This window comes from Pseudomonas sp. BIOMIG1BAC (assembly GCF_001705995.2).
In the GTDB taxonomy this organism is placed as follows: Bacteria; Pseudomonadota; Gammaproteobacteria; order Pseudomonadales; family Pseudomonadaceae; genus Aquipseudomonas; species Aquipseudomonas sessilinigenes.
This window is the reverse complement of sequence record NZ_CP049045.1, coordinates 5,910,027-5,934,007: the sequence shown is the minus strand read 5'-3', so window position 1 is coordinate 5,934,007 and position 23,981 is coordinate 5,910,027. Positions and strand designations below refer to the sequence as shown.

Genomic DNA, 23,981 nt, shown 5'->3' with positions numbered 1-23,981 from the left:
GGACAGGCATGTCCGGGATTTTGTTCTGCCCTGCTTGAAATCCCGAACGGGTGATGCGTATTTTGTACGGGTCGCCGTTCGCGGCTCGTATAACAACAAGGATTGAGTCATGACAACCGATGGCCACAGTTCACTCGCCGAGCGATTGACGGGCATTGATGAAATCGAATGTGTTACTGCGGATTTGAATGGCGTACCGCGGGGGAAGGTAATGACCGCCGAGGGATTCCTCGAAGGGCGGCGCTTGCAGATGGCTCGTGGGGTGCTGCTGCAATGCATCATGGGCGGATATCCGCCCGCGCGTTTCTATGGCAGCGACGACGGCGACCTGGCGCTTACCGCCGACCCGCGGCAGATTCATCGCCTGCCCTGGAGCGAGACTCCACGGGCGCTGGCCATCTGCGATGCAGACGAGCTCAGTGGCGAATCCTCGCGGCTATCGACCCGGGGCCAGCTCAAGCAGGTGATTGCCCGCTATGCAGCGCTGGGCCTGGCACCGGTGGTGGCCACCGAACTGGAGTTCTTCGTGTTCGCCCCCAACGAAGATCCGGGGCGGCCCTTCCAGCCGCCAGTCGGCAAGGACGGCCGTCGAGAAGATGGCTGCTCCGCGTTCAGTGTCAGCTCCAACAATGGACTGCGACCGTTCTTCAACGAAGTCTACGAGTGCATGGCCGCCTTGGGCCTGCCTCGCGATACCTTCATGCACGAGATGGGCGTCAGCCAGTTCGAGATCAATCTGTTGCATGGTGATCCGTTGCTGTTGGCGGACCAGACGTTCCTGTTCAAGCATCTGCTCAAGGAGGTTGCGCTCAAGCATGGCTTGATCGTGGTCTGCATGGCCAAGCCGTTGGCCCACACGCCCGGCAGTTCCATGCACATTCATCAGAGCCTGGTGGAGATTGGTAGCGGCCGTAACGTTTTCAGTGACGATTGCGGGCAACCGACGGCTATGTTCCATCATTTTATTGGCGGCCTGCAGGCTGGCCTGGCGGATTTCACTGCGTTGTTTGCGCCCAATGTGAACTCCTACCAGCGCCTGTGCCATCCCTACGCATCGCCGAACAATGCCTGCTGGTCCCACGACAATCGCGCCGCAGGGCTGCGTATTCCCGCCAGTTCACCTGTGGCGCGGCGAGTGGAAAATCGCTTGCCGGGGGCGGATGCCAACCCGTACCTGGCCATTGCTGCCAGCCTGGCAGCCGGTTTGCATGGTATCGAGAACGAGCTGGCGCCAACGGCTGCCATCCAGGGCGAATTCGAGGTGCCGGACAGCCTGTCGCTGCCTTGTACCCTGCATGCGGCACTGGAGCGCCTCAAGCGCAGCCAGTTGGCCAGGGAACTGTTCGGCAATGAGTTCATCGAAGGCTACATCGCTTCGAAAACCATGGAGTTGACCAGCTTCTTTGATGAAATCACCCCCTGGGAACGGCGTGTACTAGCGGCCCAGGCATAACCGAACCGTCGCTGGCCGGACCCTCTTCCGAGGGTCCGGAACTTCATTCAAGGAGCCGCCCGGAACGCCGATGCGCCAGATCTGGAAATCCTTTCGCGCGCTGTATTTCGCCTCGCTGATGATGTTGATCGGCTCGGGCTTGCTCAGTACCTACCTGGCCTTGCGCCTGGCGGCCGATCATGTCGACGGCCTGTGGGTCGGTGCCTTGATGGCGGCCAACTATTTTGGCCTGGTTCTGGGGGGCAAGCTGGGGCACCGGCTGATCGCCAGGGTCGGGCATATCCGGGCCTATGCCACCTGTGCCGGGATCGTCGGTGCGGCGGTGCTTGGGCATGGGTTGGTGAATTGGTTGCCCGCCTGGCTGGTGCTGCGGATGATCGTTGGCCTGGGGATGATGTGCCAGTACATGGTCATTGAGAGCTGGCTCAACGAGCAGGCCGATGCCAAGCAGCGTGGCGTGGTCTTCAGCGGCTACATGATCGCGTCCTACCTGGGACTGGTCCTGGGGCAGCTGATCCTGGTCCTGCATCCGGCTCTGGGGCTGGAGCTGCTGATGCTGGTGGCGCTGTGTTTTGCGCTGTGCCTGGTGCCGGTGGCGATGACTCGGCGGATCCACCCAGCGCCCCTGCGTCCGGCGCCGATGGAGCCGCGTTTCTTCATCAAGCGCGTCCCGCAGTCCTTGAGCACGGTTTTGGGGTCAGGGCTGATCGTCGGTTCGTTCTATGGCCTGGCGCCGCTCTATGCCTCGCAGCAGGGCCTGAGTACCGAGCAGGTGGGCCTGTTCATGGGGAGCTGCATCTTTGCCGGGCTGCTCGTGCAATGGCCCCTGGGGTGGTTGTCGGACCGCTTTGACCGGGCGCTGCTGATTCGCTGCTTCGCCTTGTTCCTGGCGGTGATGGCCTTGCCGCTGGCCCTCTTGCCTACAGTGCCTTTGGAGGTGTTGTTCATCCTGGGGGTTCTCTGCTCCCTGATGCAGTTCTGTCTTTATCCGCTGGCTGTGGCGTTTTCCAACGACCATGTCGAGGGTGATCGGCGGGTGTCGCTGACGGCGATGCTGCTAGTGACCTATGGCGTGGGGGCAAGCATCGGGCCTTTGGCGGCAGGGGTGTTGATGAAGTTGTTCGGCAGCCAGATGCTCTATGCCTTCTTCTGTTTCTTTGCGCTGGTGCTGGTCTGGCGGATACGGCCGAAGGCCGTGACCAACCTGCATCAGGTCGACGACGCTCCGCTGCATCACGTGGCGATGCCGGACAGCATGTCCAGTTCACCGCTGGTCGCGGCCCTCGATCCGCGGGTGGACGAGCAAGTGGGGCAGGACCAGATGCAAGTCGCCCCGGCAGAGGATGCCGTGCCAGGCGAAGAGCCTGTGGCCGAGGTGCCGACAGCGCAGGAGGCAGCAGTCGAGGAGCTTGGCGAGACAAAACCCCGGGAATGAAAAACGGGCAGTGCCTGGCGGCGACTGCCCGTTGTTCATAAGGCTTCGATGACTAGATGTCGTCTTTGTCGAAGCGGCGTGCTTCACGCTGCAACTGGTAGACGAAGCGCTCTACCTGGCGCTGTACCAGGCCGCTCATGTTGTGGAAGCGTACACCGGCGAAGGTGGTGTCGATCCTTTCTTCATAGTGCAGGTAGCGCAGTTCCACCGGGGCGGTCATGCTGCCAAAGGGCAGGGCGGCGATGAAGCGCTCGTAGACCTGGCCCAGTTGCAGGCGTGCAGAAATCTCACCATCAAAGCGCAGCTTGCAGCCTGTGGCGGAGATATCCAGCAGTTTGCCGGTGAGTGGCGACTTGAGCTTGTCGCCGCCGAGTTCGATATCTACCAGTTGTGCCAGCTTCAGGGCTGCGCGGAAGGCATTGCGGCGCTGGTGGTAGACCACTTCGTCCGGCAGGGTGGTGCGATAGCAGCGGCCACCGTTGGATTCATCCAGGGTCGGTACGCCATTGCTTTCCCAGGCGATGCGGACGCCTTCATGGAACCCTTCAACGCGAAACGGTTCGCCAGCCAGCATGAAACGCTCGCCATCGCGGGGGATCATTTCATCGAGCGCGATCATGTTGTCGTCGCGATCCACTTCCACCATATAGCTTTGAAAGCGCTGGCTGCGCTCGTGGAAGGTGATGATCAGAGGGTCATGGCTCTCTTGTAGCAACCGCAGGTTGGAGGAAATCTCCAGTGCAGTGGTAAGCACCTTGGGCGGTTGCGGAGCATCTTCCGCGTTTGAGGCATTGAACACGGTTCATCAATCTCCAGACAGAATACGACTACACGCAATTGCTGGCATTCTGCCAGCATGTTTTGCGGCTTGGTAGCACGCGCTCATTTTTGCGGCCTAAGCCTGACTGAGTGGGCGGGGCTTCGCAAGCATCGAGGTGGAGCCGCGGGCGTCATAGAGTGCTGGAGGTTCGCCGCCGTTGAGGATTTTCAGCTGGTTGGCGGTGGTGGCCTGCTGGATCTGGATCGAGCGGCCATTGAGCTCGTTGGTAGCCTGGCAGTCCGTGAGGAGTTGGGTCAGCAGGTCGCTTTGTTCCAGCAGCTGTTCGCCCAGGCTGGAATGGCTGGCTACCTGTTCGAGGCCTTCGCGATTGGCTGGCAGGCCGAGGCTGTCCAGAAGCAATGTGCGCTTGCGGCCATGCTGCTCCAGCAAGACGATCAACGCCTGCTTTTGCGCCAGAATGTCTTCCAGCAGTGGCATATCGCGGCCATGCAGGGCTAGGGATTCGGCTCTGAGCAACTCCAGCAGTTGTTGAGCTGGAGCAAGGTCGTCGTTGATCAGTTGCAGTAGATTGGTATCGTGCATGGCTGGCCTTGGGGATTAAGCGTCCAAAAGCCTGGCGCAAGCCTGTGGCTAGCGCAGGGCTTCGAAGTTGAGCAGTTTGCTGGCTATACGGTTGCTGTCGACTTTGTAGCTGCCATCGGCAATGGCTTGCTTCAACTCTGCCACTCGGGCTTTGTCGGCAACAGGCTGATCGCGCAGCTTGTCAGTGATTCGTTGCAACTGTTGGGCCTCATTGCTGAGGTGGACCGATTCCCCGCTTTTGCTGGTCTCGGCCGAAGTCGTCAGCGGCGCGGATTTGCCGGCATCGCCGGTTTCCTTGCTGGCGCTGGTACGCGTACTGCCTGTCAGTGAAGGGGAACTGTTCAAACGGCTGAAGTCGATGACCATGATGAAGAAAACCTCTGGGTATTTGGACGCTTGCCATGTTCTCGGCCATATCGTGAAAAACTTTAGGCTCAATTGTCGGCAAGCCAACGCAGTTATCGGCAACCCAAGTTCGTGACCACAGTTTAGGGAACGAGCAGGGCGAGCGCCAGTTATCTACATCGCCACTTCTACCTGGCCTGGCGCTATGACACGGGCCTTGATCACTCGCTGCGAGTTCAGGTTCTTCACCCTGATTTGCTCACTCAGTCCTCCGTTGGACAACGCTTCCCCTGGCATTCTTACATTCAAGCTGCCGCTGCGTGCCGATATCACCACCTGATCACCCTTGCGTACCACCTCGGCCTGCTCCAGGTGGGCAAGGCTGATGACTTGATCTGCGACCATTGGTCGGACAAGTTTCTGTCCAATGGCCTGGTCAAGCGAGGTCAGGTAGCTCTGGCCGCCCTGGCTGATATCTCGTTCGCGCAGCGCGACATCCTCTGGCTCGATGATGGCTGTGCGTTTGAGAGGGCGAACGCTGGTGACCACTTCACGAAATAGCTTGACCTGTGCCGGGACGAATACCGTCCAAGGCGACCCCCCGTCGCAGCGGACCTTGACGGTTACCCGACCCAGCGGTTGTGCCGGGCTTTCCAGGGTGGCTGTCAATTCCTTGTCGCAGGCAGGCATGCGCATCCGAGGATCCAGCTGATTGACTTGGATTTCGTAGCGTCCTTCCGTTTGACTGGTAGCCAGGTAGTCTTCTACCGTGAATTCAAGAAACCCTTGAGTCACGCCGATAAGCAAATCAGGCAGGGTGACCGAATCAGCAACGGCAGGGCCGCCAGGGTTTAAAATGCACAACATGGCAAGGCCGCAGAGTAATTGGCGGCTTTGCGATGTCAGGCGTCGAAAAAATGTCGTTTTGGCGTTCATAACAGTTAAAAAGCAAGCGCCGTGCCGTTTAGCAATGAGCGTGCGTCGGATCTTAAAGCTTTGGGGAGTCTGGGCATGGCTGGTGTAATGGATTCGGTAAACCAGCGCACGCAACTGGTTGGGCAGAATCGCCTGGAGCTGCTGCTGTTCCGTCTGGACGGCGAGCAGCTCTATGGGATCAACGTATTCAAGGTTCGCGAGGTGCTGCAGTGCCCCAAGTTGACCCTGATGCCCAAATCCAGTCCTGTGGTGTGCGGTGTCGCGAATATTCGAGGGGCGACCATTCCGATCCTGGATCTGGCAATGGCTACGGGTTCTGGTGGCTTGCAGGACCAGAGCAACCCGTTCGTCATCATCACTGAGTACAACACCAAGACCCAGGGGTTCCTGGTGCGCTCGGTAGAACGCATCGTCAACATGAACTGGGAAGAAATCCATCCGCCGCCCAAGGGCACCGGACGCGATCATTACCTGACGGCGGTGACCCGGGTGGATAACCAACTGGTCGAAATCATCGACGTGGAGAAGGTCCTGGCGGAAGTCGCGCCTACCTCCGAGGCGATCTCGGTCGGCGTGGTGGATGTCGAGACCCAGCACAAGGCAATTTCCCTGCGTGTGCTGACCGTTGACGATTCGTCGGTGGCCCGCAAGCAGGTCACTCGTTGCCTGCAGACCGTGGGCGTCGAGGTAGTGGCATTGAACGATGGACGGCAGGCGCTGGATTACCTGCGCAAGCTGGTGGATGAAGGGAAGAAGCCGGAGGAGGAATTCCTCATGATGATTTCCGACATCGAGATGCCTGAAATGGACGGTTACACCCTCACGGCCGAGATACGTAATGATCCACGCATGCAAAAGCTGCATATTAACCCGGCAATCAAATACACCAAATCATGCTGCGTAGGCGATACGTGGATGCCGGAAATAAGAACGGATTCTTTGAGGGCGTAATTGCAATCGTCTCATGACCGAGCGAACACGCCTTTCCAGTTCGTCCTGATTACGCGCCGGCAAGCCCGTGCGAACCTGATGTTTCAAATCACAATTCAAATACTCGTCAGGGTTCAACTCCGGGGCGTAGGCCGGCAAGAAGAACAGTTCGATTTGCTCTTTGCGGTCGCCAACCCAGGCGCTCACCTTTTTGCTGTGGTGTACGCGCAGGTTGTCGAGAATCAGGAACACCTTGCGGCCCTGAGCATCGCGAATCAGGCGACTCAGGAAGCGAATCAGCACTGGGGCTGTCAGCGTTTCCCGATACAGCATGAAGCGCAGTTTGCCCCGATTGGTCACGGTGGAAATCATGTTGGTGGAAAAACGACTGCCGCTGACCAGGCGCACCGGCGTTTCGCCAATAGGGGCGTAGCTGCGGCCAGCATGGCTGTCACTGCGCATACCGGTTTCGTCGCCCCACTGAATCTCACCATTCTCAGCCCTGGCCCGCTGTGCGATGCGTGGATATTCATTATCCAGCCAGTGCTGAACCACTTCAGGTTTCTGCTGATAAGCCCGATGCAGTGGGCGCTGCGGGGTGTAGCCCCAACGCTTGAGGTATTCACCAACCGTTCGAACCGGCATGAGAAAACCACAGCGCTGGCGGATCAGTTCTCGCACCGCATCACGCGTCCAGAGCGCAAAGCCGAGCTTGAGTTGGTCGGGCATCTTATCGGTCATCAAGGTGCGAATCAGCACTTCCTGGCTGGAGCTCAAACTGCGGCGATCACCCTGGCGCACACCACGCTGGCCGCCGGCAATGGCAGCCTTTTCGCCTTTATGTTCTGCGACCTGCGCCCAGTGAGCAATAGTGCGGGGGTGAACACCAACCGCTTCGCCAATAGCCTTGTAGGTGTAACCCTGCTCACGCATGCGTAGGGCCGTGGAGCGCTTTTCACGTTGTTCTTGGGGGCTGAGTTTACGGGCATCTATTTTCATGGAGACAGATTATCTAATATGCCCTATTTATTTGCCAGGTTAATATCATCCTGCATACTTCGTTGTCAGGGGTGTTCAATCAGGCGATGGTGAAGAAGGTCGGTGCCGATGACTTCCTTGCCAAGTTCCGTCCTGATGACCTGGCATCCCGGGTTGTTGACCGGATCAAAGCAGCAGACCACAGCTGAGGGCAACAGCCCTTGGTGGACATAGATTTAAGAGGCGGCAGCATTGTCTACGGGTAATTTGGATTTTGAACAGTTCCGGGTCTTCCTGGAAAAAGCCTGTGGTATTTTGCTCGGGGAAAACAAGCAATATCTGGTCTCGAGCCGTCTCAACAAATTGATGGAGCAGCAAGGTATAAAAACCTTGGGTGAGCTGGTCCAGCGTATCCAGACCCAGCCTCGTGGTGGCTTGCGCGAGATGGTCGTGGATGCCATGACGACCAACGAAACCTTGTGGTTTCGCGACACCTATCCGTTCGAGGTGTTGAAGAACAAGGTGCTCCCCGAGGCGATTAGGGCCAACCCCAACCAGCGCTTGCGGATCTGGTCCGCGGCCTGTTCTTCGGGGCAGGAACCCTATTCGCTATCGATGTCCATCGATGAGTTCGAGCGCAGCAACATGGGCCAGTTGAAGATGGGGGTGCAGATCGTTGCTACCGATCTGTCGGGAACCATGCTCAACAATTGCAAGACCGGCGAGTACGACAGCCTGGCCATTGGGCGTGGCCTTTCGGCCGATCGCCTGCAGCGTTATTTTGACCCCAAGGGACCGGGGCGCTGGGTGGTCAAGGCACCGATCAAGAGTCGCGTGGAGTTCCGTTCGTTCAACCTGCTGGACAGCTATGCCAGTCTTGGCAAGTTCGACATCGTGTTTTGCCGCAACGTATTGATCTACTTCTCGGCCGAGGTCAAGAAGGACATCCTGATGCGCATTCACAGCACATTGAAGCCGGGCGGCTACCTGTTCCTGGGGGCATCGGAAGCCCTCAATGGCTTGCCGGACCATTACCAGATGGTGCAGTGCAATCCGGGGATCATCTACCAGGCGAAGTGATCTGCGACCGCTGTAATGAAAAAGGAGGCTTTCGAGCCTCCTTTTTTGTGCCTGCCGTTTGTTGCCGGGAGAGCGGGAGGAGGCTGGGTGATTGCCGCTTTGCCGGCGCTTCGCGGAAATTCGTTGCCGCTTTTCTGGCATTTGCCGCTTTGTCACTACCGGGAAAGCCCCGGAAAATGGGGGTTTATTGGCTTGGCACGCAGTTTGCTAAGTTCAGGGTAACGAAAAATCAGGTCTCCCAAAGGTTTCCCGACATGAGCATCAGCTTCGATAAAGCGCTCGGTATCCACGAACAGGCTCTTGGCTTTCGCGCCAGGCGCGCCGAGGTGCTGGCCAACAACATTGCCAACGCCGATACCCCTAACTACAAGGCTCGGGACCTGGACTTCTCAGCTGTGCTCGCCGATCAGGTCGACAAGACCAAGAACGGCAGCTTTGCCTTGAACCTGACCAATAACCGACACATCGAAGCCCAGGGGCTGAGCCAGGGCGACGAGTCGTTGCAATATCGCACGCCGATGCAGCCCTCGATCGACCAGAACACTGTGGATGCCCAGCTCGAGCAGTCGAACTATGCGCAGAACTCGGTGGACTTCCAGGCCAGCTTCACGCTGCTCAACAGCAAATTCAAAGGGCTGGTTGCAGCCCTGCGCGGAGAGTAATCCATGTCCCTTGCCAGTGTTTTCAATATTGCCGGTAGTGGCATGAGCGCCCAGACCACTCGTCTGAACACCGTTGCCAGTAACATCGCCAACGCCGAGAGCGTGTCGTCGAGCATCGACCAGACCTATCGCGCTCGTCACCCGGTGTTCGCCACCATGTTCCAGAACGCCCAGGGCGGTGGCAGTGGCTCGCTGTTCCAGAACCAGGATGCCGCCGGCCAAGGGGTACAGGTGCTGGGCGTGGTGGAGGACCAAAGCAATCTCGAGCCCCGTTACGAGCCCAATCATCCGGCTGCCGACGCCAAGGGGTATGTCTATTACCCCAACGTCAATGTGGTGGAAGAGATGGCCGACATGATTTCTGCCAGTCGCTCGTTCCAGACCAACGCTGAAATGATGAATACCGCCAAAACCATGATGCAGAAGGTCCTGACCCTCGGTCAGTGATAAGGGGCGAATTCGATGAGCGTTACTGATACCACTACCGCCCCATCCCTCAAGGATGTGTTGGCCAATTCGTCGAAGAAAACCGCGAATACCAGTGCCGATGGCATTGCCGCGGCGACCAACAGCGCCACAGGCAAGAAGGCCCTGGGCAAGGATGCGTTCCTCAAGTTGCTGGTGACCCAGCTGAAGAACCAGAATCCATTGGACCCGCAGGACAACAGCGCGTTCGTTGCCCAGTTGGCGCAGTTCTCGACCCTGGAGGGGATTACCACCCTCAATGATTCGGTGAACTCCATCACGGGCAACTACAAGTCCTCCCAGGCCTTGCAGGCCTCTTCCCTGGTGGGGCGTTCGGTGATCGTCCAGAGCGGTACCACCCAGGTCGACACCAGCAAGAGCATGACGGGCTCGGTGACTATCCCGGCCAGCGTCAGTTCGGTGACCATGACCATCACCGACAAGGACGGCAACATCGTCAAGACCATCGACATGGGCAGCCAGAAGGCTGGCAACGCCAGTTTTGTCTGGGATGGCACCAAGACCGACGGGACCAAGGCCGCGCCGGGCAACTACAGCTTCAAGGCCAGCACGACTATCGATGGCAAGGGCACAGCCTTGGTCACCTACCTGCCGGCCACGGTCAACAGCGTCACCATCAGTCAGACCGGTGGAGAGTTGATGCTGAACCTGGCAGGCATGAGCAGCCCGGTCGGGCTGTCCAAAGTTCAAACTATTGGTATCTAGAGCCGACTAGCGGCAAAAGGAGTGGAATATGTCTTTCAACGTCGGCCTTAGCGGCCTCTACGCTGCCAGCAAACAACTGGATGTGACTGGTAACAACATTGCCAACGTGGCGACCACCGGCTTCAAGTCGTCCCGGACAGAGTTCGCCGACGTGTATTCGGCCACCAAACTGGGCAGCGGTACCCAGGTGGTGGGCAACGGCGTGCGCCTGGCCAACGTTTCCCAGCAGTTCACCAACGGTGATATCAACAACACTGGCAACGTGCTGGACATGGGCATCCAGGGTCAGGGCTTCTTCGTGCTGAGCACCAATGGTTCGCTGTCCTATACCCGTGCCGGTACCTTCAAGACCGACAAGGAAGGCTACATCACCAACAGTGATGGCACTGCCCGCCTGCAGGGCTATGGCGTGGATGACAACGGCAAGATCATCAATGGCGTGCTGACCGACCTGCGGATCGATACCTCGAACCTGCCGCCAAAGCCAACCGACGCGATCTCCTCGACCATCAACCTGAACTCCAGCGCTGATGTCATCAATACGGCAGCTGCGACCTACAAGTTCGACCCTACTGACAACACTACCTATACCAAGCAGTTCAGTACCCCGATCTATGATACCCAGGGCAACAAGCACATCATGGACCAGTACATGATCAAGACCGGTCCTAACCAGTGGCAGACCTATACCCTGGTCGAGGGGCGCAACCCGAACGGTACGGCTTTCAATAACCCAATGCAGTCGCCGATCACCATCAACTTCGACTCATCGGGCAAGCTGGCTTCCATCACGCCCCCGGCTGCACCTCTCGTAAGCCCATTCACTGTGAGTGGTAACAAAATTGTCATGTCTGCCACAGCCTGGACACCAGGTACTGTGACCAACGGCGTTTTCACCCCTAACGGCGCCAAGCCGGCCCCGGCCGGGGTCAGCATCGACATGACCAAGACCGGCTCGGTGCTCGGTGACAACAACCGCACGGTGATCGCGCAGAATGGCTATTCCACTGGCCAGATCACCAACCTGACGATCGATGGCACCGGCGTCCTGCTCGCCAACTTCAGCAACGAGCAGACCAAGGCGATCGGCCAGATCTCCCTGGCCAGCTTCACCAACGAGCAGGGTCTGCAGCCGGTAGGCGGCACCCAATGGAAAGAAACCTACTCCTCGGGTATTCCAGGTTATGACGCCCCCAAGACTGGTACCTTGGGTTCAATCCAGTCCAACGCCCTGGAAGAGTCCAACGTCAACCTGACCAACGAGCTGGTGAACCTGATCAAGGCCCAGAGCAACTATCAGGCGAACGCCAAGACCATCTCTACCCAGAGCACCATCATGCAGACCACCATCCAGATGACCTGATGCGGGGTCGCTGACGCGCTGGACAAGAAGCCCCTCCCCGAGGGGCTTTTTCATGCCCGCGTTTTGGTATTCGTCCCTGCTCTTTGGGGAGCGGTAAGGCATGCAGTGAGCTGGGTCGCCAGCAGGCCGGTGCAAGCAAGGAGTGCTGGGATCAGGCAAAAGAAAACCCCCGATACACCGGTGGCATATCGGGGGTTGGTGCAGGTGCCCGTGGGGCACCTGTCGGTTCAGCTTATTGGCAAGCTTCGCAATCCGGCTCGTCGATGGCGCAAGCCTTCGGCACTGGAGCAGGACCGGCTGGGGCTGCCAGGATCGAGCTGTCGCCATGGTCACCGCCGCTGGATACAGCATTCAGCTTGCCGGTGTTGATGGTGGACTTCTCGGTGCTGGTGGCGGCCAGGGCGCGGAGGTAGTAGGTGGTTTTCAGGCCACGGTACCAAGCCATGCGGTAGGTCACGTCCAGCTTCTTGCCCGAAGCGCCGGCGATGTACAGGTTCAGCGACTGAGCCTGGTCGATCCACTTCTGGCGGCGGGAGGCGGCATCGACGATCCACTTGGTCTCGACTTCGAACGCGGTGGCGTACAGGTCCTTCAGCTCTTGCGGGATACGCTCGATCTGCTGCACGGAACCGTCGTAGTACTTCAGGTCGTTGATCATGACCGAGTCCCACAGGCCGCGAGCCTTGAGGTCGCGCACCAGGTATGGGTTGATCACGGTGAACTCGCCCGACAGGTTCGACTTCACGTACAGGTTCTGGTAGGTCGGCTCGATCGACTGCGATACGCCGGTGATGTTGGCGATGGTCGCGGTCGGCGCAATGGCCATGATGTTCGAGTTACGGATGCCTTTCTTGACGCGCTCGCGAATCGGCGCCCAATCCAGGGACTCTTCCAGGTTGACGTCGATGTACTTGGCGCCACGGGCCTCGATCAGGATCTGCTGGCTGTCCAGTGGCAGGATGCCCTGGGACCACAGGGAACCCTCGAAGGTCTGGTAGGAACCGCGCTCGTCGGCCAGGTCGCAGGAGGCCTGGATCGCGTAGTAGCTGACCGCTTCCATGGACTTGTCGGCGAACTCCACCGCGGCATCCGAACCGTACGGGATGTGCTGCAGGTACAGCGAATCCTGGAAGCCCATGATGCCCAGGCCTACTGGGCGGTGCTTGAAGTTCGAGTTCTGTGCTTGCGGAACCGAGTAGTAGTTGATGTCGATCACGTTGTCGAGCATGCGCACGGCAGTCTTGACGGTGCGTGCCAGCTTGGCGGTATCGAGCTTGCCGTCGACGATGTGGTTCGGCAGGTTGATCGAGCCCAGGTTGCAGACGGCGATCTCGTCCTTGTTGGTGTTCAGGGTGATCTCGGTGCACAGGTTCGAGCTGTGGACCACGCCCACGTGCTGCTGCGGCGAGCGCAGGTTGCATGGGTCCTTGAAGGTCAGCCATGGGTGGCCGGTCTCGAACAGCATCGACAGCATCTTGCGCCACAGGTCTTTGGCCTGGATGGTCTTGAATACCTTGATCTTGTTGTACTCGGTCAGGGCTTCGTAGTACTCGTAGCGCTCTTCGAAGGCCTTGCCGGTCAGGTCGTGCAGATCGGGTACTTCGTTTGGCGAGAACAGGGTCCACTTGCCGTCATCGAAGACGCGCTTCATGAACAGGTCCGGGATCCAGTTGGCGGTGTTCATGTCGTGGGTACGGCGACGGTCGTCACCGGTGTTCTTGCGCAGCTCGAGGAATTCCTCGATGTCCAGGTGCCAGGTTTCCAGGTAGGCGCAGACCGCGCCCTTGCGCTTGCCGCCCTGGTTGACCGCGACGGCGGTGTCGTTGACTACTTTCAGGAACGGCACGACACCTTGGGACTTGCCATTGGTGCCCTTGATGTACGAGCCCAGGGCACGTACCGGGGTCCAGTCGTTACCCAGGCCGCCAGCGAATTTCGACAGCATGGCGTTGTCGTGGATGGCGCCGTAGATGCCCGACAGGTCGTCCGGAACGGTGGTCAGGTAGCAGCTGGACAGTTGTGGACGCAGGGTGCCGGCGTTGAACAGGGTCGGGGTCGAGGCCATGTAGTCGAAGGACGACAACAGGTTGTAGAACTCGATGGCGCGGTCTTCGCGTTGTTTCTCTTCGATCGCCAGGCCCATGGCCACGCGCATGAAGAAGATCTGTGGCAGTTCGAAACGCACGCCGTCCTTGTGGATGAAGTAGCGGTCGTACAGGGTCTGCAGGCCCAGGTAGGTGAACTGCTGGTCGCGCTCGTGGTTGATCGCCTTGCCGAGTTTCTCCAGGTCGAATTCAGCCAGTACCGGGTTCAGCAGTTCGAACTCGACACCCTTGGCGACGTAGGCCGGCAGGGCCTTGGCGTACAGGTCGGCCATTTCGTGGTGGGTGGCGCTGTCGGCGACGTCCAGGAAGCCCAGGGCTTCGGCGCGCAGGGTATCCATCAGCAGGCGGGCGGTGACGAACGAGTAGTTCGGCTCGCGCTCCACCAGGGTGCGGGCGGTCATCACCAGGGCGGTGTTGACGTCCTTGATGGCTACGCCGTCGTAGAGGTTCTTCAGGGTCTCGCGCTGGATCAGCTCGCCGTCGACTTCTTCCAGCCCTTCGCAGGCTTCGCTGACGATGGTGTTCAGGCGGCCCATGTCCAGGGGAGCGAAGCTGCCGTCGGCGCGGGAGATGCGGATCGAAGGGTGAGCGTTCACCGGCTCTTCGCTGGTAGAGCGGGTGGCGCGCTCCTTGGCGCGGGAGTCGCGGTAGATCACGTAGTCGCGAGCGACTTTCTGCTCGCCGGCACGCATCAGGGCCAGTTCTACCTGGTCCTGGATCTCTTCGATGTGGATGGTGCCGCCCGAAGGCATGCGGCGCTTGAAGGTCGCGGTGACTTGTTCGGTCAGGCGGGCCACGGTGTCGTGGATTCGCGACGAGGCAGCAGCGGTGCCGCCTTCAACTGCGAGGAACGCTTTGGTGATAGCGACGGTGATCTTGTCGTCGGTGTAGGGGACGACAGTGCCGTTACGCTTGATCACGCGCAATTGGCCAGGTGCGGTAGCAGACAGATCCAGGTTGGAATCGGCGGCCTGCGGCGCATTGGCCTGCGGGTTCTCGCGAGTTGTGTCGGTTTGCATGGGTCTCTCCACGTTCTCTATGTTTGTTTGGGCACCCATAAGGTGCCCACCGTTCCGTCCTGAAGCACTATTACCGGCGCGGGCCGGCATAACGACTTCGGGACAGTTCAGGAAGGGCTCTTGGCGCCGCTTCCATGCCGAAGTCATGGATGCCGGGATCTGCTCCGGCATCTTGTTCCTGATGGGTGGCAATCTCTTGCTGCAACACCCGTACCGCCTTCTCCTGAACGAGGTAGAAAACGGTGCCATCCGCGCGTGCGGTGTTGGTCTTCTAAAACAGCGATTGGTTCAACCAAACGGGCGCAAGAAAAGCGCTTGAGTTTCTTGTCTGAATTGTGTTTGGTTTTTTGGGGAAAACCCTAGATGTAGGGTTTTTTTGCCGCCGGGCTACAAGATAATGCGTTTAGGGGGTGGTTGCAACGTAAGGCCTGTGGATAAGTTTGTGCGTAAAGTGTGCATGGTTTGGGTAAAACTCTTGCAGCCCGCAGTCCCACTGCATGGAACCGTTTGTCACTGTTTTTTGCGGGCGAAAATTGCCTGGGGCGGATTTTTGCGGGCGCGAACCCTATCACAAAAAATCTCCCTGACCGAGTCGTTTTCACCGCTTGTATAAGAGGCTTCGCCGGTTGCTACAATCCGTCGCGATCCACTGCCCCAAGCGTGTCTTCCCTCGGGCCGGTTATCGGCTTTTTTCATGACAGAAAGATGTACGCAGTGATGGGTGCAGAATGCTGACAACAAGACAAAGAAGAGGTCGAGCGTGGAGCAGGAAGCCTGGCGGATATTGATTGTCGAGGATGACCAGCGTCTGGCTGAGTTGACCCGGGAGTATCTGGAGAGCAACGCACTACAAGTGGCGATCGAGGGCGATGGTGCCCTGGCTGCCGCGAGGATCATCGCCGAGCAACCGGACCTGGTGATTCTGGACCTGATGCTTCCTGGCGAGGACGGGCTGAGCATCTGTCGCAAGGTGCGTGACCGTTATGACGGACCGATCCTGATGCTCACCGCGCGCACCGACGATATGGACCAGATCATGGGACTGGACCAGGGGGCCGATGACTATGTGTGCAAGCCGGTGCGACCGCGGCTGTTATTGGCCCGGATCCAGGCGCTGCTGCGCCGTAGCGAGGCTCCGGAAGCGCAGGCCGAGAAGACTCGCCGCCTGCAATTCGGTCCGCTGGTGGTGGATAACGCCTTGCGCGAAGCCTGGCTCTGCGACACCGGCATCGAGTTGACCAGCGCCGAGTTCGATCTTTTGTGGTTGCTGGTGGCCAACGCCGGGCGGATCCTGTCCCGCGAAGAGATCTTCACGGCCTTGCGTGGTATCGGTTATGACGGCCAGGACCGCTCCATCGATGTGCGGATCTCGCGCATCCGGCCGAAGATCGGTGATGACCCGGAGCATCCGCGGTTGATCAAGACCATCCGCAGCAAGGGGTACCTGTTCGTTCCCGAGGCCGCTGCCGACATGCCCCTGTGAACTCGATCTTCCTGCGCATCTATGGCGGTATGTGCGCCGCACTGATTCTGGTGGCATTGCTCGGCGTGCTGGCCTTGCACCTGCTCAATCAGGTGCGCAGCGAGCAGTACCGCGAGCGACTGGCGCATGGCACCTTTTCGCTGATGGCCGACAACCTGCAACCCATGAGCGAGATCGAGCGGCGGCGGGCGCTGGCCGTGTGGGAACGGTTGCTGGGCATCCCTCTGAGCCTGAAGACTTTCAGCCAGACTGATCTGGATGGTAGCCAGCGTGGTCGAGTGCTGCGCGGCCAGGCGCTGGTCGAGCAGACGGGGCCGTTCGCTGCCCGGGTCTATCGACTGGTCAGCGAGAAGGAGCAGTTGCTGCTCAGTGCCGAGGTGCAGCAGATCAGCGAGCAACTGGCCCGGGCGACCATCTACCTGCTGGCCGATGAACTGGTGCGTTATCCGGTGGCAGAGCAGCCCGAGCGCCTGGCGGCCCTGAAGCAAGCCAAGGGCTTTGGTTTCGATATGCACTTGTCTGCCCTGGATGTCGCCGATATGGATGACGACCAGCGCCGCCGGGTGGCTGAAGGCGATACGGTGATGGCGCTGGGCAAGGGAGGGGATTCGATCCGGGTGTTCGCCGGGCTGGCGGGCACTCCCTGGGTGCTGGAAATCGGCCCGCTGTACCAGATGAACCCCTATCCGGTGCAGTGGCTGGTATCGATTGCCGTGCTGGGGCTTAGCTTGATTGGGCTGATCGTCTATTTATTGGTGCGCCAGCTGGAGCGTCGAGTCAATGGCCTGGAGGCGGCGGCTACGCGGATCGCCAAAGGCAGCCTGGAGGTCCGGGTACCGGCCAGGGGCGCTGACTCGGTGGGACGCCTGGCGGCGGCATTCAACGGCATGGCTGAGCACTTGCAGCGATTGCTGGCGATCCAGCGCGAGCTGGTCCGGGCGGTTTCCCATGAGTTGCGGACCCCGGTGGCGCGCCTGCGCTTCGGCCTGGAGATGATCGCCTCGGCAGGTAACGACAAAGCGCGGCAGAAATACCTGGATGGCATGGATAACGACATCCAGGACCTCGACCGCCTGGTGGACGAGATGCTTACCTACGCTCGACTGGAGCAAGGCTCGCCCGCCTTGAATTTCCAGCGCATCGACCTGCATGCACTGATCAACCAGGTGATCAGCGAGTTGGCGCCGTTGCGCGCCAATCTCAAGGTCCAGTGTGGCCTGTGCCTGTCTGCTGCCGATTGTGACGGTACCTGGGTCGAAGCCGAACCACGCTACCTGCATCGGGCGTTGCAGAACCTGGTTGGCAACGCCATGCGCCATGCCGAATCCCAGGTGACCGTCAGCTATCAGGTTGGGCAATTGCGTTGCCGTATAGATGTGGAGGATGACGGTCCGGGGGTACCGGAAAGTGCCTGGGAAAAGATCTTCACGCCCTTCCTGCGCCTGGATGACAGTCGGACCCGAGCCTCTGGCGGTCATGGGCTGGGGCTGTCGATCGTGCGGCGCATCATCTATTGGCATGGTGGCCGGGCCCTGATCGGCCGGAGCAAGAGCCTGGGGGGGGCCTGCTTCAGCCTGGCCTGGCCGCGCCAGCAGGAGCCCCGTTAATGGAAGGGGTCAGGCCTTGATGGCGATCAGGCTGAGCAATTGCTCGTCCTCGACGGTAAATTGCCCCTCCAGCTCGCGGCCGTGATGCCATTCCTCGGACAGGTCCGTCAGCAGGCGCATGCGTACCTGGCCATCAGGGCTCCAGTCCAGTACTTCGGCATGTTCGAAATAGAAGTTCTTTTGCACCAGCGGATAAAGCGTCTTGTACAGGCTTTCCTTGATCGAGAACGTCAAGGTCACGGCCAGGGCCTGCAGTTCATCCGGCAGTTGTTCACGTCGCTGCAGCTCGGCGGGAGTCAGGATCTGTTCCGCCAGCTTGCTGGCACGCTCGGCGCTGAGCAGGGTTTCCAGGTCCATTCCCAGTGCCCGCCAATGGCGCTTGTCGGCGACGATGGCGGCGGCGCGTCCGGTGCTATGGGTGATCGATCCGCTGATATGGGGCGGCCATACCGGTGCCCGATCGGCACCGATAGCGGGAGTCCAGTCCAACTGCTGGAGCTGCCACAAGGCTGCCCGAGCGCATAGGCGTCCGGCGAGGAATTCAGCTTGGCGCTTGGCCACCGAGCGCTGGATGCTCGGCGGTGCTTGGATGCCGCTGCGCTGGAAATCGCCCGCCAGCAGTTGGCCGGGATCGAACCGGGTGCTCAGCCAGAGGGTATCGGGCAAAGGAGTCGGCAAGGGCCAGGAGGCGTCCAGTGAGGTACAGCAGGCGGGAAGAGGAGGAAGTTCAGTCATGGTCGCTAGTGTGCCGCGTTGCAAACTCGCAGGATAGCCATGCAAGGCTCGAAGGCCTGCCAAGCGGTATTCAGGAGGGGTTAAGGAAATGTTCAGTAGGAGTTCAGGGCAGGCCGTTTACTCTAGCCTGATAATCAAGATGCCGAGTCGTGCATAGGAAACCCTTTAATGAGCTCGTTGAAAAAACCGACCCTGGTCTTTACTGTTTTCAGTACCTGCGCCACTGTCCAGGTCGCTCGTGGCAACCTCCTCGCTAATGACCTGCCTGACGGTCACGCTGTGTTCCTGTCAGTGGCTGGCAGCGTTCGGGCCTATCTGTCGGCCAATCGCGCATTCTGATCAGCGAACGGGTCCTTGAACCGCGCCGGGCCATCCCCTTGTGGGTATGGCCCGGCGTTGGTGCGTTAATCATCGGGGCGCAGGAGCGCCCCTGCAGATGTCGAATACTGCCTGGGAGAGCATTATGAAATTGCTGGTCGTCGAGGATGAGGCGCTGTTGCGCCATCACTTGCAAACCCGCCTGACCGACAGCGGGCATGTCGTCGAGTCCGTGGCGAATGCCGAGGAGGCGCTGTATCAGAGCGAACAGTTCAATCACGACCTGGCGGTGATCGACCTGGGCCTTCCGGGCATGGGCGGGCTGGACCTGATCCGGCAACTGCGTGCCCGTGGCAAGAGCTTTCCGATCCTGATCCTCACGGCTCGGGGCAATTGGCAGGACAAGGTCGAAGGCCTGGCCAGCGGTGCCGATGACTATGTGGTCAAGCCTTTCCAGTTCGAGGAGTTGGAAGCCCGGCTCAATGCGTTGCTGCGCCGTTCCAGCGGATTCACCCAGGCCACCATCATTGCCGGGCCCTTGCTGCTGGACCTGAATCGCAAGCAGGCTTCCCTTGATGAGCAACCTTTGGCGTTGACCGCCTACGAGTACCGGATTCTCGAATACCTGATGCGCCATCATCAGCAGGTGGTGGCCAAGGATCGGCTGATGGAACAGTTGTACCCGGATGATGACGAGCGTGATCCGAACGTCATCGAGGTGCTGGTAGGGCGGTTGCGACGCAAGCTGGAGGCCCCGTCAGGCTTCAAGCCGATCGATACGGTGCGTGGTCTGGGCTACTTGTTCAACGAGCGTTGCCGATGATTCGATCGCTACGGCTGCGGTTGATGCTGGCCGCTACCATCCTGGCGGTACTGTTCATGCTGGCGTTGCTGCCGGCGATGCAGGGGGCCTTCAGCCTGGCGTTGCAGGACTCCATCGAGCAGCGCCTGGCGTCCGATGTCACGACCCTGATCTCGGCGGCACGCATCCAGGACAACCGCCTGCAAATGCCGGCGCAGCTGCCTGATGAGCGCTTCAACCTCGCCGACAGCCGGCTGCTGGGCTACATCTACGACCGTGAGGGGCACCTGGTGTGGCGTTCACGGGCGACCCAGGAAGAGAACATCAACTACCGACCGCGCTATGACGGACGTGGCAATGAATTCGCCAGGATTCGCGAGGCCAATGGGCAGGAGTTCTTCGTCTACGACGTCGAGATCAAGTTGTTGGGGGGCAAGAGCGCTGCCTTCAGCATCGTTGCCTTGCAACCGGTGCGCGAGTATCAGCAGACCCTGGAAGGGGTGCGGGAGAACCTCTACCTGGGGTTTGGCGCGGCGCTGCTGGTGCTGCTGGCATTGCTCTGGCTGGGCCTGACCTGGGGCCTGCAGGCCCTGCGGCGCTTGAGCCAGGAGCTGGACCAGATCGAGAGCGGCACCCGCCAGAGCCTGAGCGAAGAACATCCACGAGAGCTCTTGCGCCTGACCGGTTCGTTGAACCGCCTGCTGCAGAGCGAGCGTGAGCAGCGCAGGCGCTACCGCGACTCCCTGGACGACCTGGCCCATAGCTTGAAAACCCCGCTGGCGGTCTTGCAAGGGGTCAGCGAGGACATGGCGCTGCGCCCCCAGGATCGTGAGCAGGCCTGGGTCCTGCAAGGGCAGATCGAGCGCATGAGCCAGCAGATCAGCTATCAGTTGCAACGTGCCAGTCTGCGCAAGAGTGGCCTGGTACGCCACCAGGTTCGCTTGCGTCCGGTCCTGCAAAGCCTGTGCGATACCCTGGACAAGGTCTATCGCGACAAGCGGGTGAAAGTCTCGTTCGACCTGCCTGAGCGCTGCTATCTGCCGATCGAGCACGGCGCCTTGCTGGAGCTTCTGGGCAACCTGCTGGAGAACGCCTACCGCTTGTGCCTGGGGTCGGTGCGCGTCAGTGTGCGCGAGAGCCTGGACGGTTCCGAGCTGTGCGTGGAGGACGATGGGCCAGGGGTGCCGGCGGATCAACGGGCACGGATACTCCAGCGTGGCGAGCGCCTGGACCGCCAGCATCCGGGGCAGGGCATCGGCCTGGCGGTGGTCAAGGACATTATCGAGAGCTACGGCGCGCGCCTGGCCCTGGGCGACTCAGCCTTGGGTGGCGCAGCCTTTCGCATCCATTTCCCCGAGCTGTAGCCGATCGGGTCACTGGCTCCGGGCGCGATAGGCACCTGGAGTCAGGCCGGTCCACTTCTTGAAGGCCCGGTGGAAGGCCGAAGGTTCGGAAAACCCCAGTTGCTCGGCAATCTGCTGCAAGGACAGGTCGGCACGCCCCAGGTGGTAGATGGCGATGTCGCGCCGCAGCTCGTCCTTCAATTCCTGGAAGCTCAAGCCTTCTTCGCGCAAATGCCGACGCAGGGTCTGGGGGCTGACATGCATGTGTTGGGCGACGCTTTCCAGGTCGGGCCAGTGTTCGCGGTCGCGGGCCAGCAGGCGGCGCAGTTGGCTGCTGAGGCTGTCGCCCTCATCGGGTCGTGATAGCAGGTCGGCAGGAGAGCGTTCGAGAAAGTGCTTGAGGGTGCGTTCATCCTGCAACAGCGGCATGTCCAGGTAGCGGCTGTGGAACAGCAGGCTGCTGCACGGCTGGTCGAATTGCAGCGGGCAAGGGAATAGCAGGTCGTATTCCGCGCCGTGCTCGGGGCGTGGATAGCTGAAACCGGCCTGTTCCAGGCGGACCCGCTGGCCGATCAGCCAACTGCCCAAGCGATGCCAGATCACCAGCAGGCATTCGCTGAGAAAGTGTTCCGGGTCCCATAGCCCGGAGTCGTCCAGGCTCAACCTGGCCATGTCGCCTTCACGGGTCAGGCTCAAGCGCGGGGCCTGTGGGAATAAGCTATAAAATAATAATCCGCGATTGAGTGCCTTCTCCAAGGTACGGCAGTGGATCAGCGCATGGCACATCATGGCAAAGGTCCCAGGTTTGCTGGGGCCATCAGCGAATCCGAGGTATTCGTCCTCCAGCTCCAACCACAGTCGTTGCAGCAATTGGGCGAATTGCTCGGGAGCGATCCGGGCCTTGGGCTGGCTCAGCAGTTCGGGGCTGATCCCCAGCTGTTGCAGCAGCGGTAGATAGTCGTAGCCGCGGCGGTGTGCCCCGCCGAGGGCGGCGCGGGCAAAGTGGCTGGCGATAGTGCGTTCGCGCATGCGGGCTGGTCCGTCCGTTGAATGGTGGATCTTAGCGAGCGCTTCGACGAGGGAACAAGGCGGATATCCGCCAAATTGTAGGACGAGAATCGGTGGGTGGGCGGAAATCCGCCAGCTCAGCCGTAGCTCACTGGATGCAAAGTTTGGCTCTAACCCCTTGTTTTAAAAGACCTCATTGGTTTTTTGGCAAGGTGGCACGAGCCTTGCGATAGAGCCTGCAGATCTGCCTGTGCGCAGCTCGACACAACAAATCCCTCCAGCGCAGGAGGGTTCGCACTTTAGGCACCGCATGCCGTGATGGAAGCAGCATGCCGGGGCTCTTGAGGAACTTTGCAATGACGACTCGTCAGCCACTGTACAAATCCCTGTATTTCCAGGTGATCGTTGCCATCGCCATCGGCATCCTGCTCGGTCACTTCTATCCCCAGACCGGCGTGGCCCTCAAGCCCCTGGGCGATGGCTTCATCAAACTGATCAAGATGGTCATCGCACCGATCATTTTCTGCACCGTGGTCAGCGGTATCGCCGGTATGCAGAACATGAAATCGGTGGGCAAGACCGGTGGCTATGCGCTGCTGTACTTCGAGATCGTCTCCACTATCGCCTTGCTGATCGGCCTGGTGGTGGTCAACGTCGTGCAGCCGGGTGCCGGCATGCATATCGACGCTGCAACCCTGGATGCCTCGAAAGTCGCTGCCTACGTGACTGCCGGTAACGAGCAGAGCGTGGTCGCCTTCATCCTCAATGTGATTCCGGCGACCATCGTCGGTGCCTTCGCCAACGGCGATATCCTGCAAGTGCTGATGTTCTCGGTGATCTTCGGTTTCGCCCTGCATCGCCTGGGCGCCTACGGCAAGCCGATCCTGGACTTCATCGACCGCTTCGCCCACGTGATGTTCAACATCATCAACATGATCATGAAGCTGGCTCCCCTGGGTGCGCTGGGCGCCATGGCCTTCACCATCGGTGCCTACGGCGTGGGTTCGCTGGTGCAATTGGGCCAGCTGATGCTCTGCTTCTACATCACCTGCGTACTGTTCGTGCTGGTGGTCCTGGGCGCCATCTGCCGCGCCCATGGTTTCAGCGTGGTCAAGCTGATCCGCTACATCCGTGAGGAACTGCTGATCGTACTGGGCACCTCCTCCTCGGAGTCGGCGCTGCCACGCATGCTGATCAAGATGGAACGCCTGGGCGCCAAGAAGTCGGTGGTCGGCCTGGTGATCCCTACCGGTTACTCGTTCAACCTGGACGGTACCTCGATCTACCTGACCATGGCTGCGGTGTTCATCGCCCAGGCCACTGACACCCACATGGACATCACTCACCAGATCACCTTGCTGCTGGTGTTGCTGCTGTCCTCCAAGGGCGCTGCCGGTGTGACGGGCAGTGGCTTCATCGTCCTGGCGGCCACCCTGTCGGCCGTGGGCCACCTGCCGGTTGCCGGCCTGGCGCTGATCCTGGGGATCGACCGCTTCATGTCCGAAGCCCGTGCCCTGACCAACCTGGTGGGCAATGCCGTGGCCACCGTGGTAGTCGCCAAGTGGGTCAAGGAGCTGGACGAAGACAAGCTGCAGGCCGAGCTGGCTTCCGGTGGCCGGGCCATTACCGACACCCGCGAAACCGATGACCTGGGCGTGGCCGAAGGCCCTGCGCCGAGCATCAAGTAAGCTCGATGAGCATGAAAAACCCGCTGCGGCGGGTTTTTTATTGCCTGGGCCTTGAGCGCAACGGTCATTGCAACTGACCGTTGCGGTGATTGTTGGGAGCTGGGAGCCTGCCTACTCTGAGGTCAGTCAATCAAGAG

Annotated in this window: 21 protein-coding genes and 2 pseudogenes; 15 read left to right on the top strand and 8 right to left on the bottom strand. The window is 60.0% G+C overall.

Going from position 1 to position 23,981, the window contains the following annotated elements; all coding sequences use genetic code 11:
* Positions 1-211 precede the first annotated feature (211 nt).
* Both ATY02_RS27370 and ATY02_RS27365 read left to right on the top strand, forming a co-directional pair.
* Entirely contained in the window at positions 212-1,453 is a 1,242-nt protein-coding gene (locus ATY02_RS27370; RefSeq protein ID WP_176719751.1) for a glutamine synthetase family protein, read from the top strand.
* Between the two features lie 70 nt (positions 1,454-1,523).
* Positions 1,524-2,888: an MFS transporter gene (locus tag ATY02_RS27365; RefSeq protein WP_068584626.1), complete on the top strand. Its 1,365-nt coding sequence runs from the start codon at positions 1,524-1,526 to the stop codon at positions 2,886-2,888.
* A 52-nt stretch (positions 2,889-2,940) separates the two neighbouring features.
* Here the strand turns inward: ATY02_RS27365 and ATY02_RS27360 are convergent, their stop codons facing one another.
* From ATY02_RS27360 to flgA, 4 genes are all read right to left on the bottom strand, one after another.
* Entirely contained in the window at positions 2,941-3,687 is a 747-nt protein-coding gene (locus tag ATY02_RS27360) for a flagellar brake protein (RefSeq protein ID WP_068584623.1), read from the bottom strand.
* 96 nt (positions 3,688-3,783) lie between these two features.
* The gene (locus ATY02_RS27355) at positions 3,784-4,251 is read right to left on the bottom strand and encodes a flagella synthesis protein FlgN (RefSeq protein WP_068584614.1); all 468 of its coding nucleotides are present in this window, start codon (positions 4,249-4,251) and stop codon (positions 3,784-3,786) included.
* A gap of 48 nt (positions 4,252-4,299) precedes the next feature.
* Complete coding sequence (gene flgM, locus ATY02_RS27350; protein WP_068584611.1) at positions 4,300-4,617, bottom strand: flagellar biosynthesis anti-sigma factor FlgM; 318 nt, start codon at positions 4,615-4,617, stop codon at positions 4,300-4,302.
* Between the two features lie 153 nt (positions 4,618-4,770).
* Positions 4,771-5,532, bottom strand: a complete 762-nt coding sequence (flgA, locus tag ATY02_RS27345) for a flagellar basal body P-ring formation chaperone FlgA (protein ID WP_068584609.1) — start codon at positions 5,530-5,532, stop codon at positions 4,771-4,773.
* Positions 5,533-5,607: 75 nt separating this feature from the next.
* On the opposite strand from flgA, the pseudogene ATY02_RS27340 reads away from it, so the two are divergent.
* A pseudogene (locus ATY02_RS27340) lies at positions 5,608-6,399 on the top strand (chemotaxis protein); the annotation flags it as partial.
* 24 nt (positions 6,400-6,423) lie between these two features.
* Here ATY02_RS27340 and ATY02_RS27335 read toward each other — a convergent pair.
* Positions 6,424-7,461: an IS630-like element ISPa47 family transposase gene (locus tag ATY02_RS27335; RefSeq protein ID WP_011911785.1), complete on the bottom strand. Its 1,038-nt coding sequence runs from the start codon at positions 7,459-7,461 to the stop codon at positions 6,424-6,426.
* 35 nt (positions 7,462-7,496) lie between these two features.
* Between ATY02_RS27335 and ATY02_RS27330 the strand changes: the two are divergent.
* The 6 genes and pseudogenes from ATY02_RS27330 to flgE form a co-directional block, all read left to right on the top strand.
* Positions 7,497-7,649, top strand: a pseudogene (locus ATY02_RS27330) (chemotaxis protein CheV); the annotation flags it as partial.
* A 43-nt stretch (positions 7,650-7,692) separates the two neighbouring features.
* On the top strand, positions 7,693-8,520 hold the full coding sequence (gene cheR, locus ATY02_RS27325; RefSeq protein WP_068578588.1) for a protein-glutamate O-methyltransferase CheR: 828 nt from the start codon (positions 7,693-7,695) through the stop codon (positions 8,518-8,520).
* Between the two features lie 254 nt (positions 8,521-8,774).
* On the top strand, positions 8,775-9,182 hold the full coding sequence (flgB, locus tag ATY02_RS27320; protein ID WP_068595672.1) for a flagellar basal body rod protein FlgB: 408 nt from the start codon (positions 8,775-8,777) through the stop codon (positions 9,180-9,182).
* Between the two features lie 3 nt (positions 9,183-9,185).
* Positions 9,186-9,629 (top strand): flagellar basal body rod protein FlgC, encoded by a 444-nt coding sequence (gene flgC, locus ATY02_RS27315; RefSeq protein ID WP_068587379.1) that lies wholly within the window; start codon positions 9,186-9,188, stop codon positions 9,627-9,629.
* 15 nt (positions 9,630-9,644) lie between these two features.
* Complete coding sequence (flgD, locus tag ATY02_RS27310; RefSeq protein WP_124347023.1) at positions 9,645-10,373, top strand: flagellar hook assembly protein FlgD; 729 nt, start codon at positions 9,645-9,647, stop codon at positions 10,371-10,373.
* 28 nt (positions 10,374-10,401) lie between these two features.
* Positions 10,402-11,736, top strand: a complete 1,335-nt coding sequence (flgE, locus tag ATY02_RS27305; protein WP_124347024.1) for a flagellar hook protein FlgE — start codon at positions 10,402-10,404, stop codon at positions 11,734-11,736.
* A 232-nt stretch (positions 11,737-11,968) separates the two neighbouring features.
* On the opposite strand, the gene ATY02_RS27300 is transcribed toward flgE, so the two are convergent.
* Positions 11,969-14,860 (bottom strand): ribonucleoside-diphosphate reductase subunit alpha, encoded by a 2,892-nt coding sequence (locus tag ATY02_RS27300; RefSeq protein ID WP_068587566.1) that lies wholly within the window; start codon positions 14,858-14,860, stop codon positions 11,969-11,971.
* Between the two features lie 760 nt (positions 14,861-15,620).
* Here ATY02_RS27300 and ATY02_RS27295 point away from each other — a divergent pair.
* Both ATY02_RS27295 and ATY02_RS27290 read left to right on the top strand, forming a co-directional pair.
* Complete coding sequence (locus ATY02_RS27295; RefSeq protein ID WP_068587564.1) at positions 15,621-16,343, top strand: response regulator; 723 nt, start codon at positions 15,621-15,623, stop codon at positions 16,341-16,343.
* On the top strand, positions 16,340-17,950 hold the full coding sequence (locus ATY02_RS27290) for an ATP-binding protein (protein WP_068587562.1): 1,611 nt from the start codon (positions 16,340-16,342) through the stop codon (positions 17,948-17,950). Before ATY02_RS27295 ends, ATY02_RS27290 begins: the two co-directional genes overlap by 4 nt.
* 9 nt (positions 17,951-17,959) lie before the next feature.
* On the opposite strand, the gene ATY02_RS27285 is transcribed toward ATY02_RS27290, so the two are convergent.
* On the bottom strand, positions 17,960-18,685 hold the full coding sequence (locus ATY02_RS27285; protein WP_068587560.1) for a 4'-phosphopantetheinyl transferase family protein: 726 nt from the start codon (positions 18,683-18,685) through the stop codon (positions 17,960-17,962).
* A 168-nt stretch (positions 18,686-18,853) separates the two neighbouring features.
* On the opposite strand from ATY02_RS27285, the gene ATY02_RS27280 reads away from it, so the two are divergent.
* The 3 genes from ATY02_RS27280 to ATY02_RS27270 all read left to right on the top strand — a co-directional run bounded on the left by ATY02_RS27280 (position 18,854) and on the right by ATY02_RS27270 (position 21,169).
* Positions 18,854-19,024, top strand: a complete 171-nt coding sequence (locus tag ATY02_RS27280) for a hypothetical protein (protein ID WP_164823718.1) — start codon at positions 18,854-18,856, stop codon at positions 19,022-19,024.
* Between the two features lie 124 nt (positions 19,025-19,148).
* On the top strand, positions 19,149-19,826 hold the full coding sequence (locus tag ATY02_RS27275) for a response regulator (protein ID WP_068587581.1): 678 nt from the start codon (positions 19,149-19,151) through the stop codon (positions 19,824-19,826).
* Positions 19,823-21,169 carry an ATP-binding protein gene (locus ATY02_RS27270; protein WP_068587558.1) on the top strand — a complete coding sequence of 449 codons (1,347 nt, stop codon included), beginning with the start codon at positions 19,823-19,825 and terminating at the stop codon, positions 21,167-21,169. The genes ATY02_RS27275 and ATY02_RS27270 overlap by 4 nt, the downstream gene beginning before the upstream one ends.
* 9 nt (positions 21,170-21,178) lie before the next feature.
* Here ATY02_RS27270 and ATY02_RS27265 read toward each other — a convergent pair whose 3' ends face one another.
* The gene (locus ATY02_RS27265; protein ID WP_068587556.1) at positions 21,179-22,177 is read right to left on the bottom strand and encodes an AraC family transcriptional regulator; all 999 of its coding nucleotides are present in this window, start codon (positions 22,175-22,177) and stop codon (positions 21,179-21,181) included.
* A 335-nt stretch (positions 22,178-22,512) separates the two neighbouring features.
* Between ATY02_RS27265 and ATY02_RS27260 the strand changes: the two genes are divergently transcribed.
* Complete coding sequence (locus ATY02_RS27260; protein WP_068587554.1) at positions 22,513-23,844, top strand: dicarboxylate/amino acid:cation symporter; 1,332 nt, start codon at positions 22,513-22,515, stop codon at positions 23,842-23,844.
* The last annotated feature ends 137 nt before the right edge of the window (positions 23,845-23,981 follow it).

Excerpts from the sequence above, each read along its gene's own strand:
- ATY02_RS27370 (WP_176719751.1), top strand. The coding sequence starts at position 212 with ATGACCGCCGAGGGATTCCTCGAAGGGCGGCGCTTGCAGATGGCTCGT.
- ATY02_RS27365 (WP_068584626.1), top strand. The coding sequence starts at position 1,524 with ATGCGCCAGATCTGGAAATCCTTTCGCGCGCTGTATTTCGCCTCGCTG.
- ATY02_RS27355 (WP_068584614.1), bottom strand. The coding sequence starts at position 4,251 with ATGCACGATACCAATCTACTGCAACTGATCAACGACGACCTTGCTCCA.
- flgM (WP_068584611.1), bottom strand. The coding sequence starts at position 4,617 with ATGGTCATCGACTTCAGCCGTTTGAACAGTTCCCCTTCACTGACAGGC.
- flgA (WP_068584609.1), bottom strand. The coding sequence starts at position 5,532 with ATGAACGCCAAAACGACATTTTTTCGACGCCTGACATCGCAAAGCCGC.
- ATY02_RS27335 (WP_011911785.1), bottom strand. The coding sequence starts at position 7,461 with ATGAAAATAGATGCCCGTAAACTCAGCCCCCAAGAACAACGTGAAAAG.
- flgB (WP_068595672.1), top strand. The coding sequence starts at position 8,775 with ATGAGCATCAGCTTCGATAAAGCGCTCGGTATCCACGAACAGGCTCTT.
- flgC (WP_068587379.1), top strand. The coding sequence starts at position 9,186 with ATGTCCCTTGCCAGTGTTTTCAATATTGCCGGTAGTGGCATGAGCGCC.
- flgD (WP_124347023.1), top strand. The coding sequence starts at position 9,645 with ATGAGCGTTACTGATACCACTACCGCCCCATCCCTCAAGGATGTGTTG.
- flgE (WP_124347024.1), top strand. The coding sequence starts at position 10,402 with ATGTCTTTCAACGTCGGCCTTAGCGGCCTCTACGCTGCCAGCAAACAA.
- ATY02_RS27300 (WP_068587566.1), bottom strand. The coding sequence starts at position 14,860 with ATGCAAACCGACACAACTCGCGAGAACCCGCAGGCCAATGCGCCGCAG.
- ATY02_RS27285 (WP_068587560.1), bottom strand. The coding sequence starts at position 18,685 with ATGACTGAACTTCCTCCTCTTCCCGCCTGCTGTACCTCACTGGACGCC.
- ATY02_RS27280 (WP_164823718.1), top strand. The coding sequence starts at position 18,854 with ATGAGCTCGTTGAAAAAACCGACCCTGGTCTTTACTGTTTTCAGTACC.
- ATY02_RS27275 (WP_068587581.1), top strand. The coding sequence starts at position 19,149 with ATGAAATTGCTGGTCGTCGAGGATGAGGCGCTGTTGCGCCATCACTTG.
- ATY02_RS27270 (WP_068587558.1), top strand. The coding sequence starts at position 19,823 with ATGATTCGATCGCTACGGCTGCGGTTGATGCTGGCCGCTACCATCCTG.
- ATY02_RS27265 (WP_068587556.1), bottom strand. The coding sequence starts at position 22,177 with ATGCGCGAACGCACTATCGCCAGCCACTTTGCCCGCGCCGCCCTCGGC.
- ATY02_RS27260 (WP_068587554.1), top strand. The coding sequence starts at position 22,513 with ATGACGACTCGTCAGCCACTGTACAAATCCCTGTATTTCCAGGTGATC.